The 13,639-nt window shown below is 62.9% G+C and carries 12 protein-coding genes; 9 read left to right on the forward strand and 3 right to left on the reverse strand.

Annotated elements, in window-relative coordinates; translation table 11 throughout:
- Positions 1-3 precede the first annotated feature (3 nt).
- From sdhA to KI609_RS16070, 4 genes are all read left to right on the forward strand, one after another.
- Positions 4-1,809, forward strand: coding sequence for a succinate dehydrogenase flavoprotein subunit (gene sdhA, locus KI609_RS16055; RefSeq protein ID WP_226444580.1), 1,806 nt, complete (start codon positions 4-6; stop codon positions 1,807-1,809).
- A gap of 26 nt (positions 1,810-1,835) precedes the next feature.
- The gene (locus KI609_RS16060) at positions 1,836-2,537 is read left to right on the forward strand and encodes a succinate dehydrogenase iron-sulfur subunit (RefSeq protein ID WP_226444581.1); all 702 of its coding nucleotides are present in this window, start codon (positions 1,836-1,838) and stop codon (positions 2,535-2,537) included.
- A 27-nt stretch (positions 2,538-2,564) separates the two neighbouring features.
- A complete protein-coding gene (locus tag KI609_RS16065; protein WP_226444582.1) occupies positions 2,565-2,894 on the forward strand; it encodes a succinate dehydrogenase assembly factor 2 in 330 nt (109 codons plus the stop codon).
- Positions 2,895-2,956: 62 nt separating this feature from the next.
- A complete protein-coding gene (locus KI609_RS16070; RefSeq protein ID WP_226444583.1) occupies positions 2,957-4,267 on the forward strand; it encodes a citrate synthase in 1,311 nt (436 codons plus the stop codon).
- Between the two features lie 88 nt (positions 4,268-4,355).
- Here KI609_RS16070 and KI609_RS16075 read toward each other — a convergent pair whose 3' ends face one another.
- Complete coding sequence (locus KI609_RS16075) at positions 4,356-5,372, reverse strand: GlxA family transcriptional regulator (protein ID WP_226450474.1); 1,017 nt, start codon at positions 5,370-5,372, stop codon at positions 4,356-4,358.
- A gap of 331 nt (positions 5,373-5,703) precedes the next feature.
- Between KI609_RS16075 and KI609_RS16080 the strand changes: the two genes are divergently transcribed.
- From KI609_RS16080 to KI609_RS16090, 3 genes are all read left to right on the forward strand, one after another.
- Positions 5,704-6,819, forward strand: coding sequence for an S-(hydroxymethyl)glutathione dehydrogenase/class III alcohol dehydrogenase (locus KI609_RS16080; protein WP_226450476.1), 1,116 nt, complete (start codon positions 5,704-5,706; stop codon positions 6,817-6,819).
- 147 nt (positions 6,820-6,966) lie between these two features.
- Entirely contained in the window at positions 6,967-7,860 is an 894-nt protein-coding gene (fghA, locus tag KI609_RS16085; RefSeq protein WP_226444584.1) for an S-formylglutathione hydrolase, read from the forward strand.
- Positions 7,861-7,884: 24 nt separating this feature from the next.
- Complete coding sequence (locus tag KI609_RS16090; RefSeq protein ID WP_226444585.1) at positions 7,885-9,618, forward strand: phosphoethanolamine transferase; 1,734 nt, start codon at positions 7,885-7,887, stop codon at positions 9,616-9,618.
- 93 nt (positions 9,619-9,711) lie between these two features.
- On the opposite strand, the gene KI609_RS16095 is transcribed toward KI609_RS16090, so the two are convergent.
- Entirely contained in the window at positions 9,712-10,701 is a 990-nt protein-coding gene (locus tag KI609_RS16095; protein ID WP_226450478.1) for an NAD(P)H-quinone oxidoreductase, read from the reverse strand.
- A gap of 181 nt (positions 10,702-10,882) precedes the next feature.
- On the opposite strand from KI609_RS16095, the gene KI609_RS16100 reads away from it, so the two are divergent.
- Both KI609_RS16100 and KI609_RS16105 read left to right on the forward strand, forming a co-directional pair.
- Positions 10,883-11,752, forward strand: a complete 870-nt coding sequence (locus KI609_RS16100) for a LysR family transcriptional regulator (protein WP_226444586.1) — start codon at positions 10,883-10,885, stop codon at positions 11,750-11,752.
- A gap of 164 nt (positions 11,753-11,916) precedes the next feature.
- Positions 11,917-12,204 (forward strand): GNAT family N-acetyltransferase, encoded by a 288-nt coding sequence (locus KI609_RS16105; RefSeq protein WP_226444587.1) that lies wholly within the window; start codon positions 11,917-11,919, stop codon positions 12,202-12,204.
- Between the two features lie 199 nt (positions 12,205-12,403).
- Here KI609_RS16105 and KI609_RS16110 read toward each other — a convergent pair whose 3' ends face one another.
- Entirely contained in the window at positions 12,404-13,564 is a 1,161-nt protein-coding gene (locus KI609_RS16110; protein ID WP_226450124.1) for an IS30 family transposase, read from the reverse strand.
- Positions 13,565-13,639 lie beyond the last annotated feature (75 nt).

Raw genomic sequence — 13,639 nt, forward strand, 5'->3', positions numbered from 1 at the left:
ACAATGAGCTATACAAAAGCCAACATCACCAAGCGCAAGTTCGACGTCGTCATCATCGGCGCTGGCGGCTCCGGCATGCGCGCCGCACTCGAACTCTCCAACGCCGGCCTGAACGTGGCCTCGTTGTCCAAAGTGTTTCCCACCCGCTCGCACACCGTGGCGGCACAGGGTGGCGTGAGCGCCTCGCTGGGCAACATGAGCGAGGACAATTGGCACTATCACTTCTACGACACCATCAAGGGCGGAGACTGGCTCAGCGACCAGGACGCCGTTGAGTTCATGTGCCGCGAAGCACCCAAGGTGGTGTATGAGCTCGAACATTTCGGCATGCCGTTCGACCGCAACCCTGACGGCACGATCTACCAACGCCCGTTTGGTGGCCACACTGCGAACTACGGCGAAAAGCCCGTGCAACGTGCCTGCGCCGCAGCCGACCGCACGGGCCACGCCATGCTGCATACGCTGTACCAGCAAAACGTCAAGGCCAAGACCAACTTCTTCGTCGAGTGGATGGCCTTGGACCTGATCCGTGACGCCGACGGCGATGTGGTGGGCGTGACGGCGCTCGAAATGGAAACGGGCGATCTGTATATCCTCGAAGCCAAGACCGTGCTGCTGGCCACGGGTGGCGCGGGCCGCATTTTTGCGGCCTCCACCAATGCGTTCATCAACACTGGTGACGGCCTGGGCATGGCAGCACGTGCTGGCATCCCGCTGCAGGATATGGAGTTCTGGCAGTTCCACCCCACCGGCGTGGCTGGTGCTGGCGTGTTGCTGACCGAAGGCTGCCGTGGTGAAGGCGCCATCCTGCTCAACAGCAACGGCGAGCGCTTCATGGAGCGCTATGCGCCCACATTGAAGGATCTGGCGCCCCGCGATTTCGTGTCCCGCTCGATGGACCAGGAAATCAAGGAAGGCCGTGGTTGCGGCCCCAACAAGGACTACGTGCTCCTCAAGCTCGACCACCTGGGCTCCGAAACCATCCACAAGCGCCTGCCGTCGGTGTATGAAATTGGGGTCAATTTCGCCAACGTGGACATCACCAAGGAACCAATTCCTGTGGTGCCCACCATCCATTACCAGATGGGTGGCGTTCCGACCAACATCCACGGCCAGGTTGTCTCGCACAACGGCACGAGCAACGTTGTGGTCAATGGCCTGTACGCAGTCGGCGAATGCTCGGCCGTCAGCGTGCACGGCGCCAACCGTCTGGGCACCAACTCGTTGCTGGACCTGCTGGTGTTTGGCAAGGCCGCTGGCCGCCACATCGTCGAGTTCAACTCCAAGCACAAGGAACACAAGCCTTTGCCAGCCGATGCGGCTGACCGCACCCTGGAGCGCCTGAACCAGCTCGAAAACTCGACGGCAGGTGTCTATTCTCAGGCACTCGCGGGCGACATTCGCGCAACCATGCAACAGCATGCTGGTGTGTTCCGCACCCAGGCCAGCATGGACGAAGGCGTGCACAAGATCGCGGCCCTGCGCGAACGCGTCGGTGGCGTCACGCTGCAAGACAAGTCCAAGGTGTTCAACACAGCTCGCATCGAGGCACTGGAAGTGGACAACCTGATCGAAGTGGCGCAGGCCACCATGGTGTCCGCAGCCGCACGCAAGGAATGCCGTGGTGCCCACACGGTGTATGACTACGAGCACCCTGCCGATCACCCCACGGCACCGCTGGGCCGCGACGATGTCAACTGGCTCAAGCACACGCTGTGGCACAGCGCCAGCAACAGCCTCACCTACAAGCCGGTGACCCTCAAGCCACTGACCGTGGACAGCATTCCACCCAAAGTCCGGACGTTCTAACCAGGTCGCCCCACGAGAGAAGCAACATGAAACGCACATTCCAAATCTATCGCTACGATCCGGACAAAGACGCCAAGCCTTACATGCAAACCATCGAGATCGAACTCGACGGCCACGAGCGCATGTTGCTGGACGCCCTGATCAAGCTCAAGGAACAAGACCCTGCCCTGTCGTTCCGCCGCTCCTGCCGCGAAGGCGTCTGCGGCTCCGACGCCATGAACATCAATGGCAAAAATGGTCTGGCCTGCCTGACCAACATGAACACGCTGCCAGGCGTCATCACCTTGAAGCCTCTGCCTGGTCTGCCGGTGATCCGCGACCTGATCGTGGACATGACGCAGTTCTTCAAGCAGTACAACTCGATCAAGCCCTACCTGATCAACGACAGCCTGCCCCCCGAAACGGAGCGCCTGCAGTCGCCTGAAGAGCGTGAAGAGCTGGACGGCCTGTATGAGTGCATCCTGTGCGCTAGCTGCTCCACCAGCTGCCCCAGCTTCTGGTGGAATCCCGATAAGTTCGTGGGCCCTGCGGGCTTGTTGCAGGCCTACCGGTTTCTGGCGGACAGCCGCGACGAAGCCACGGGCGAGCGCCTGGACAACCTGGAAGACCCGTACCGCCTGTTCCGCTGCCACTCGATCATGAATTGCGTGGATGTGTGCCCCAAGGGCCTGAACCCCACCAAGGCCATTGGCAAGATCAAGGAACTGATGGTGCGTCGCGCCATCTGACCCTTGTCACCCACTGAACGCCGGGCCATGGAATCACTGTCCACCACATCCATCACGTCGGCAGCGCCTTGCGCGCTGCTGGGTGAGCGTGAGTTGAGCAAGCTGCACTGGCGTTGCCGGCGCGGCCTGCTTGAAAATGATCTGTTCATCGAGCAGTTTTTCAACCGCTACGAATCAACGCTGACCACGCGCCATGCCACGGGCATGCTCTCGCTGATGGATCTGGCTGACAACGACTTGCTGGATCTGTTGCTGCGGCGGCGCGAGCCCCACGGCGAGCAAGACACGGAAGAAGTACGTGAAGTGCTGGGCATGCTGCGAGAGCGCAACGGCGTCTCGACCCCGCTGCCGGCCTGACATAGCCACCACGCCGCACGACCGCATCAATATCGGCAACCACCCCCCCAAGGAAAGTAACAATGAAGCTAGCTGACAACAAAGCCACCCTGTCCTTCAGCAACGGCAGCCCCAGCGTGGATCTGCCGGTCTACCAGGGCAGCATTGGTCCGGATGTCATTGATATCCGCAAGCTGTATGCGCAAACGGGCATGTTTACCTATGACCCCGGCTTCCTGTCCACGGCGGCAACGCAGTCGGCCATCACCTACATCGACGGTGACAAGGGTGAGTTGCTGTATCGCGGCTACCCCATCGAACAGCTGGCCACCAAGTGTGATTACCTCGACACCTGCTACCTGCTGCTCAACGGTGAATTGCCGAATGAATCGGAGCGCACGGACTTCCACAAGCTCGTGACCAACCACACGATGGTCAACGAGCAGATGCAGTTTTTCCTGCGCGGCTTTCGCCGTGACGCACACCCCATGGCGGTGCTGACCGGCCTGGTGGGCGCCCTGTCGGCCTTCTACCATGACAGCACGGACATCAACAATCCGAAGCACCGCGAGATTGCCGCCATCCGCCTGATCGCCAAGATGCCCACGCTGGTCTCCATGGCTTACAAGTACGGCATGGGCCAGCCTTACATGTACCCACAGAACGACCTGAGCTATGCCGGCAACTTCCTGCGCATGATGTTCGGCACGCCCTGCGAAGAGTACAAGGTCAACCCCGTGCTCGAACGCGCACTGGACCGCATCTTCATCCTGCACGCAGACCACGAGCAAAACGCTTCGACCTCTACCGTGCGCCTGTGCGGTTCGTCGGGCACCAACCCGTTTGCCGCCATTGCGGCTGGCGTGGCCTGCCTGTGGGGCCCTGCACACGGTGGCGCCAACGAAGCTGCGCTGAACATGCTGCACGACATCCAGGCCCAGGGCGGCGTGGAAAAGATCGGCGAATTCATCAAGCAGGTCAAGGACAAGAACTCCGGCGTCAAGCTCATGGGTTTTGGCCACCGCGTGTACAAGAACTACGACCCCCGCGCCAAGCTCATGCAGGAAACCTGCAACGAAGTCCTGGCCGAGCTGGGCCTGGAAAACGACCCGCTGTTCAAGCTCGCCAAAGAGCTGGAAAAGATCGCCCTGGAAGACGAATACTTCGTGTCGCGCAAGCTGTACCCCAATGTGGATTTCTACTCGGGCATCGTGCAGCGCGCCATTGGCATCCCTGTGAACCTGTTCACCGGCGTGTTTGCCCTGGCCCGCACCGTGGGCTGGATTGCCCAGCTCAATGAAATGATTGGCGACCCCGAGTACAAGATCGGCCGTCCTCGCCAGCTGTTCACGGGCTCAGAGCGCCGCGACATCGGCACCGTCGCCAAGCGTTGATGGGTGCGATAGGTGTGGCCCCTGCCGCCCACCACCGGTGATGATCAAGCCCGCAGGCACTGCCTGCGGGCTTTTTTCATGGCTGGATTCAGCGCCGCGCCCCTCCACCAAACCGCTCCCGATAGGCCTGCGGCGTGATGCCCAGAAGCCGCACAAACAAGTGCCGCAGCACCTGCTCTGACCCGAGGCCCACACGGGCGGCAACGGCCTTGAGCGGCAAGCTGGCGTGCGACTCCAGCAAGCGGCGGGCGCCCTCGAGCCGGGCCGCCTCGACAAAGGCCGAAGGTGCCTGGCCCGTCTCTTGTGCGAACACGCGCCGAAAATGCCGCTCGCTCATGGCAGCACGCGCGGCCATGGCGGCAATAGGCATCGGCTCGGCGAGGTGCTGCAGCACCCAGCTCTGCACCGCCTGAATATCCCGGTGCCCCGTGCTCTGGCTGGCCAGTTGCACGCTGAACTGCGATTGCCCGCCCGGACGCTTGAGGTACACCACCAGATCGCGGGCCACCTCCAGCGCCAGCGCGTGGCCAAAATCCTCTTCCACCAGCGCCAAGGCCAAGTCGATCCCGGCGGTCACACCCGCCGATGTCCACAACGAGCCGTCGCGCACGTAGATAGCATCGGCGTCCACGTCAATGGCCGGATACCGCTGTTGCAGCAACGTGGTCACGCTCCAGTGGGTGGCTGCGCGCCGGCCATCCAGCAAGCCGGCTGCCGCCAGAAAAAAACTGCCCGAACACAGCGCGATCATGCGGGCCACCTGCGGGGCCACGCGCGCCGCCCAGGTCACTAGGCCCGGCGAGGCCGCCAGTGCCTGCTCAATATTGCGCGAGCCCACAAAAATGACGGTGCAGCCCACCCCGCCGCGGTCCAGGTCAGCCAGCGATGCGGTGGCATCCAGGGCCATCAACGTGTCTGACCGCACGGAGCCGGCCTGCTCAGCCACCACACGCACCACATACCCGTCCGGGCGGCCACGCTTGCGCAGATGCACGTTGGCGTAATCAAACACCGACATCGGGCCCACCGCTTCGAGCGCTTTGAAGCCGGGGTACACAACAAGATCGACGCGATGCGCGCCAGCATGGGGAGGATGGTTTTCTATACGCACGGTGCAATCACAAAAGACACCTGGCGCCGCTGCTCCAAAGCGGGCGGCAGATGCAAATACTGTTGCACCTGCGCACCCACCACGCGGGCCGGGCCAAAGGCGCCTGACTATACGGGCCAGGCGGCTCGCATGACCGCCAAAGGCTCCACCCTTGAAATTCGGCCATAACCCCTGGGTACGCGGCCATGGGCGTTTGCGGGCGCGCCACTTGGCCTACAGTGGCGGTTTACCCGCAACGCGCCGGATGTTGTCGCTCCACCAGCGCCCGCGCCACGCACCTGCGGCACCCCGCCATTTCCAAACAGGGACCCACACCATCATGACCATCAAATCCAAAGCCGCCGTGGCCTTCAAGGCCGGAGAACCCCTGCAAATCGTCGAGATCGACGTCGCCCCGCCCCAAAAGGGCGAGGTGCTGATCCGCATCACCGACACCGGCGTGTGCCATACCGACGCCTTCACACTCAGCGGCGAAGACCCCGAAGGCCTGTTCCCCGTGGTGCTGGGCCATGAAGGCGCTGGCATCGTGGTGGAGGTGGGCGAAGGTGTGACCAGCGTGAAGCCCGGCGACCATGTGATCCCACTCTACACCGCCGAATGCGGCGAATGCCTGTTTTGCAAAAGCGGCAAGACCAACCTGTGCGTGGCCGTGCGAGCCACGCAGGGCAAGGGCGTGATGCCCGACGGCACCACCCGTTTCAGCTACAACGGCCAGCCCATCTACCACTACATGGGCTGCAGCACCTTCAGCGAATACACCGTGGTGGCCGAGGTGTCGCTGGCCAAGGTCAACCCCAACGCCAACCCCGAGCAGGTGTGCCTGCTGGGCTGCGGCGTGACCACGGGCCTGGGCGCCGTCAAGAACACGGCCAAGGTGCAAGAGGGCGACACGGTGGCCGTGTTTGGCCTGGGCGGCATTGGGCTGGCCGTTATCCAGGGCGCAAAAATCGCCAAGGCGGGCCGCATCATCGCGGTGGACACCAACCCCTCCAAGTTCGACCTGGCCCGCACCTTTGGCGCCACCGACTGCGTGAACCCCAAGGACTTCGACAAACCCATCCAGCAAGTGATTGTGGAGATGACCACCTGGGGCGTGGACCACAGCTTCGAGTGCATTGGCAACGTCAACGTGATGCGTGCCGCACTCGAATGCGCGCACCGTGGCTGGGGCCAGAGCGTCATCATCGGCGTGGCAGGCGCTGGGCAAGAGATCAGCACCCGCCCCTTCCAGCTCGTCACCGGCCGCAAGTGGATGGGCACGGCGTTTGGCGGCGTCAAGGGCCGCAGCGAATTGCCTGGCATGGTCGAAGACGCCATGGCCGGCAAGATCCAGCTGGAGCCCTTTGTGACCCACACCATGGGCCTCAAGGACATCAACGCAGCCTTTGACCTGATGCACGAAGGCAAGTCGATCCGCTCGGTGATCAAATACGCCGCCTGAGCAATACACCAATAAAAAATGAAACTAACGCGACCTGATAAAAACAGGAGCACCTTGCGCTGGTGCTATAAGGCTTTCAATATGTTATTGGCATGAAACCCTTTATTTACCAGCGCAACCAGCTACATTTTTTGAAGCAAAGCACCCATGACAGGCACTCTTGAACTTCTAAGCACCCAGGCATGCCACGGCGGAATGCAAAACTTCTACCAACACGCGTCCCGCGAGATCGGGCTGCCGATGAAGTTTTCGGTCTACCTGCCGCCCCAGGCCCCCGCCCAGGCAGGCGACAAAATTCCCGCCCTGCTCTACCTGGCCGGGCTCACCTGCAATGAAGAGACCTTCATGATCAAAGCGGGCGCTCAGCGCCTGGCCGCCGAGATGGGCATGGCGCTGATTGCGCCCGACACCAGCCCCCGCGGCCCTGCGGTGCAATCCATCGACGGCGCGAGCGCCAGCTGGGATTTCGGTATCGGCGCGGGCTTCTACCTGGACGCCACCCAGGCTCCGTGGCGCCCCCACTGGCGCATGGAAAGCTACCTCATCCGGGAATTGCTGCCCCTGGTCACCCAGCACCTGCCCATCGATGCGCAGCGCCTGGGTATCTTTGGCCACTCCATGGGCGGCCATGGAGCCCTCACGCTGGCGTTGCGGCACCCCGGCCTGTTCAAGACGGTATCGGCCTTCGCCCCCATCTGCGCCCCGAGCCAGTGCCCCTGGGGCGAAAAGGCCTTCACCGGCTATCTGGGCGCAGACCGCACCGCATGGGGCGAATACGACGCCACCGTGCTGATGCAAAACCAGCCCATGGCCCCTTACCCCGATGGCATCCTGATTGACCAGGGCCTGGCTGACCAGTTTCTGGCGCAACAGTTGCACCCCCATCTGTTTGAAGAAGCCTGCGCCCACATCGGTCAGCCCCTCACGCTACGCCGCCACGCGGGTTATGACCACGGCTACTACTTCATTCAGACGTTCATGGAGGACCACCTGGCCCACCATGCACGCATGGTTCGTGGTGCAGCGTTAACGCAGTCTTAAGCATCAGCCCCCACACTACCCGCCATGTTTTCAACCCTGCGGCGCATGCTGCCTTCGCCGTTCCTGGCTTCGCCCCCCGGCACAGAGCCTTCCTCCCCCAAAACCACCCCTACCCGCCGTCCCCTGCATCGCGCCTGGGTGGTGGTGTTCATCAGCGTCTGGCTGGCCACCGCGTGCAACGTGCCACTGTGGCAAGAGGTGGCCCGGCTGCCCGGCCAGGGCAGCCTGCGCGGTTGGGGCTTTTCGCTGGCGTTTGTGGTCATCGTGGCGGCAGGCAATGCGGCCCTGCTGAGCCTGCTGGCCTGGCGGTGGACACTCAAGCCCGCCGCTGCGGTGTTGGTGTTGATGGCGGCATTTGGCGCCTACTTCATGCTCGCCTATGGCATTGCCATCGACGCGAGCATGCTGGTGAACGTGTTCCAGACCGACGTGAAGGAAGCCGGCGACCTGCTGAACTGGCGCATGGCAGGCACGGTGTTGCTCTTGGCGGCGCCCCCTCTGGTGTGGCTGTATCGGCGCCCCGTGCTGCACTCGAGCGCGGTGCGCCAGGTGGGGCACAACGGGCTGCTGCTGGTGGGCTCCATCGTCGTTGTCGTGGCGTGCCTGCTCCTGGTGTTTCAGGATTTCGCGTCCTCCATGCGCAACAACACCAAGCTGCGCTACCTGATCAACCCGCTCAACAGCGTCTATGCGCTGGGCAACATCGCCACCAAGCCGCTGCGCATGGACAGCACCAAGCTGCTGCCCCTGGGGCGCGATGCGCAACTGGGCGCCAGCTACGCCGACCAGGCCAAGCCACCGCTGTTGGTGCTGGTGCTGGGTGAAACGGGACGCAGCGGCAACTTTGGCATCAACGGTTATGAGCGCAACACCACCCCCTTGCTCGCGGCGCGCAATGACCTCATCAGCGCACACGATGCGTGGTCGTGTGGCACCAGCACCGCGGCATCGGTGCCCTGCATGTTTTCGCACCTCGGACGCAAGGGCTATGAAGGGCGGCCTGCCAATTTCGAGAGCCTCGTCGACGTGCTGCACCACGCCGGGCTGGCCGTCCTGTGGCTGGACAACCAATCCGGCTGCAAGGGCGTGTGTGACCGCGTCGGTGAAACCATCATGTCGGCAACCCCCGACCCCACACTGTGCACTGGCGGCGAGTGCCTGGACCGCGTCATGCTCAAGGACCTGGACGCGCGCATCGCAGCCCTGCCCGCCGAACAGCGCCAGCGCGGCACCGTCGTCGTGATGCACCAGATGGGCAGCCATGGGCCGGCTTACTACAAACGCTCGGCGCCCGAGAACAAAAAATTCACCCCCGAATGCACATCCACCGCCTTGCAGGAATGTGACCGCCAGCAGGTGGTGAACGCGTACGACAACAGCATCGTTGAAACCGACCAGTTTCTCGACTCAGTGCTCAACTGGCTTGGAGCGCAAGACAATAAATCGCAAGCAGCTATGATTTATGTAGCAGATCATGGTGAATCGCTGGGCGAAAACAATGTCTATCTGCACGGCCTGCCCTACTCCATTGCACCCGACGTACAAAAACACGTGCCCTGGATCACCTGGCTGTCGCCCGCCATGCAAAGCCGCGCCCACCTGAGCACCGATTGCCTGCGCAAAGACCTGAGCGAACGGCGCCTGAGCCATGACTACTACTTCCACTCGGTGCTGGGCCTGATGGATGTGAAGACCGAGGCGTACAGCGCAGAGCTGGACATGTTTGCCGGGTGCCGCAAGCCCGCCGCAGCGGGCTGAGGCCGGCTGACGCGCTGGCCTGCGCTACAAAAGGCGCGGCGGCGCCACCAACGGGCCGCAGGCCTGGCACAGCGCCCGGTGCGCCCGGTGTGCTCAGTGCACTCCCGGCAGCAACAGGATCTTGCCAACGCTGGCGCCGGACTCTATGCGCCGATGGGCCTGCGCGGCGTCTGCCAGCGCAAACGTGCTGTCGATCACCGGTCGGATCACCCCTGCGGCCAAGGCTGGCAGCCACTGCTGCGCAAACCGCTGCACCATGGCCTGCTTGACCTCGGGCGGTCGGGACTTCATCACCGTGCCGAAAATCTGCAGGTGGCGGTACAGCACCGCATCCATCGGCAAGACAGCCCCCTGCGCGCCACCGAGCAGGCCCACGGACACCAGGCGTCCCCCTTCGGCCAGCGACCGCACATTGCGCTCCAGGTACGGGGCACCAATGAAGTCGATCACCACATCCACGCCCCGGCCCTGCGTCGCCTGCGCCACCACCGCCTGAAAGTCTTCGCTGCGGTAGTCGATGAACACATCGGCGCCACAGGCCAGCACGGCGTCGCGCTTGTCACCACCCGCCGTGGCAAACACCCGGGCTCCCGCCGCGTGGGCCAATTGCACGGCGGCAGAGCCCACGCCGCCCGCCGCTGCATGGATCAGCACCGACTCGCCGGCATGCAAACGGGCCAAGTGGAAAAGCGCTTCATGCGCGGTCACAAACACCTCGGCCACGGCGCCAGCCGCCACCAGGTCCATGCCCGCAGGCACATGCATGGCCATGCGGTGGTCAATGCGCGACACCTCAGCGTAGGCGCCACCGCCCACGATGCCCATCACACGGTCGCCCACGGCAAAGCCCTGCACCTCAGGCCCTACCGCCACCACCGTGCCTGCAATCTCCAGCCCCATGGTGTCGGCATCGCCAAAGTAGGCGCGGCCGTAAGCCCCCTTGCGATGCGACAGGTCGGCACGGTTGACGCCGATGGAAGCATTGCGAACCAATAAGTCGTGCGGACGGACCTCGGGGGTCGGTATCTCGCGGGCCACCAGCACTTCGGGCCCACCGAAGTCATCGAACACGATGGCTTGCATGGTGCGTTGGGTGGTTGCGGGGTGTTCAGTCACGGGTGTGGACATGGGTGTTGCTCCTCAAGCAGTTCTTTCAAGCTTCGAAGGATAGGGCGCCTCGCAGTGTTTTAAACGCAGCAATTTCGCTCTACATTGATGCAAATTTGCATCACACTTAGTTCTCCCCCGCACCCTCCCGACCACCATGAACTGGGACGACACCCGCATCTTTCTCGCCCTGACCCGCGCCCCCTCCTTGCGCGCCGCCGCGCGCAGCCTGGGCGTGGACCAGGCCACGGTCGGGCGGCGCCTGAACGCGCTGGAGGCCGAGCTGGGTGCCAAGCTCTTTCTGCGCGCCAAAGACGGCTACCTGCTCACCGCAGCGGGCGAGACAGCGCTGGCCGCAGCCCGGCGCATGGAAAGCGCGGCCCTGGACCTGCGCACCCGCATCGAAGGCCAGGACGCCAGCCCTGGCGGCCTGGTGCGCGTGACCAGCACCGACTCGATTGCCATCGACCTGCTGATGCCCGCCATCGAGCGCCTGCAGCAGCACTGGCCCCACATCCGCGTGGACCTGGAGGTCTCCACCCAGTTGCTCAGCCTCAGCCGCCGGCAGGTGGACATCGCGTTCCGCAATGTCCGACCCGAAGCGCCCGATCTGGTGGTGCGCCGCGTGGTGTCGTGGCCCGTTGGCCTGTTTGCCAGCGCGGGCTATATCGAGCGCTTTGGCGCGCCCGCGCCAGAGGACGAACTGCGCGGCCACCACCTGGTGGCCTATGCCCCCTACCTGGAGCAAAACCCGTTTCTGACCATGGCGGGCGTGCCCGCCCGCCAGGCCCGGATCGCGCTGGCCGTGCGCTCCAGCCTGCTGGTGCGCAAAGGCGTGGCGGCGGGCATTGGCCTGGGTGAAATGCCGGTGTGGATGGGCGAGCGCGAAGGCCTGGTGCGCATCTGGCCCGAACGCCGCCGGGCGACCGACTACGAAATCTGGCAAGTCATGCACCCCGACCTGCAGCGCACGGCCCGGGTGCGCGCCACGGCAGAGTTTCTGTCTGAGGCATTTGGCGAGCAGTAGGTAAAAAATGGCAGGCTGCTGAACGTTGCCTTCGGGCCCAAAGCGCATGAGCAAACAAACAAGCAAGCAACGGCCCAGCAACCAGCCACCCCAACAAGCAGCGGCGGGCACAAGCTGCTGCGCCATACTCCAACGCCAACCCCCTCGGCCCTATTCACCCAACCATGCCACACACCATCCACCACCAGGAACAAGACGCCAAAGGCGCCTTCTACGTAGAAAACGGCGGTCAGCGCATTGCCGAGATGACCTACAGCCGCACCAACGCCACGATGGTCATCGTGGACCACACCGAGGTAGACCCGTCGCTCAGCGGCCAGGGTGTAGGGCGCGCGCTGCTCGACGCCCTGGTGCAATGGGCGCGGGCCACAAGCACCAAGGTGGTCCCGCTGTGCCCGTTTGCCAAGGCGCAGTTCGACAAGGACGCCTCTATCCGGGACGTGCTGGTTTAAACAGCCCGCAGACGGCGCACAGCAGCCACGCAAGCGCGACTACGGGATCGGCGGTTGATGCTATTGATTGAATAGCTGGTAGCGCTTTATGGATAAGCGCTAGAGGCCAATTTGGTTTGAATTATCTGCACGCGCTGGTGTTGAAAACCAGTGCGTGATGCGCAGCGTTTGCTGCGAGTGCCTGCTCGGGGCGGCAGATTCAACCGGTCGATGCAACACATTCGCTGAACATCTCAGCGGGTGTGTGGAAGCCCAGCGTCTTGCGCGGCCTCTCATTCAATTGTCTCGCAATGGCGTTGAGCTGAAGCTGTGAGAGACCCGAGAGATTCATGCCCTTGGGCATGTACTGCCTGAGTAAGCCGTTCGTGTTCTCGTTGCTTCCCCGCTGCCATGGGCTTCGCGGGTCGCAGAAGTACACCTGGATGTCGGTAGCCATCGTGAATTGCTTGTGAGCATGCATCTCCGAGCCTCTGTCCCAGGTCAGTGACTTGTACAGTTCCTGCGGTAGCTTGCTGGCGCTCTTGATGAGTGCCTTGACGACCGACTGCGAGTCTTTGCCATTCAGCTTCACCAGCATCACGTATCGCGTTTGACGTTCAACCAGTGTCGCAATTTGGCTGTTGCCACTGCCAAAGACCAAGTCGCCTTCCCAGTGACCAGGCACTGCCCGGTCCTCGACGCAAGCGGGGCGCTCGCTGATCGAAACAGCGTCAACGATCTTTCCGTGAATTGCCGTCTTCTGTGTGTAGTGCCGTGATCGGCGCATTCCACGAGTGCGTCTGAGGTGCTCCAACAGCTCCTTCTTCAAGGCGCCACGCGCTTGAATGAACAGACTGCGGTAGATGGTCTCGTGTGACACGTGCTGGCTCTCGTCGCAAGGATAAGTTTGCTTGAGCCAACCTGCAATTTGCTCCGGCGACCACAGCATCCGCAGCTTGTGAGCCACGATCCGGGCCAATGCACGGTTCTGCCTGAGCTTGCAGCGCTTTGGGCGCTGCGCTCGATTCCAAGCCGCTTCATCTGCCTGAGTTGCACGGTAGCCATCACAGCCGCCATTGCGCTTGATCTCTCGGCTGATCGTCGACGGTGCTCGCCCGAGCCGCGTTGCGATGGAGCGAATCGATTCGCCTGACACCATCGCCCGCGAGATCTCCTCGCGCTCTGCCAACGTCAATGCAATTGCTGCACGTGATCGCTGCGCAGGCCGGAATCCGCCCGTCTCTGCAAGTATCCGATGGATCGACGAGTGGGCGCGATCAAAGAGCTTGCCGATCTCATGCAGCGTCCAGCCTTGCTTCCAGCGCTCCCACATCAGCGCCTTCTGGGTATCTGAATAGTAGATTCTTGGTCGCTGTTTCATCTGCAACACTCCTTGCGCCTACGCGGTGGTTAGTGTGTTGCATCGACCGGTTGAATCTGCCGCCCTGAGCCGCCA

It is taken from the genome of Acidovorax radicis (assembly GCF_020510705.1).
GTDB lineage: Bacteria > Pseudomonadota > Gammaproteobacteria > Burkholderiales > Burkholderiaceae_C > Acidovorax > Acidovorax radicis_A.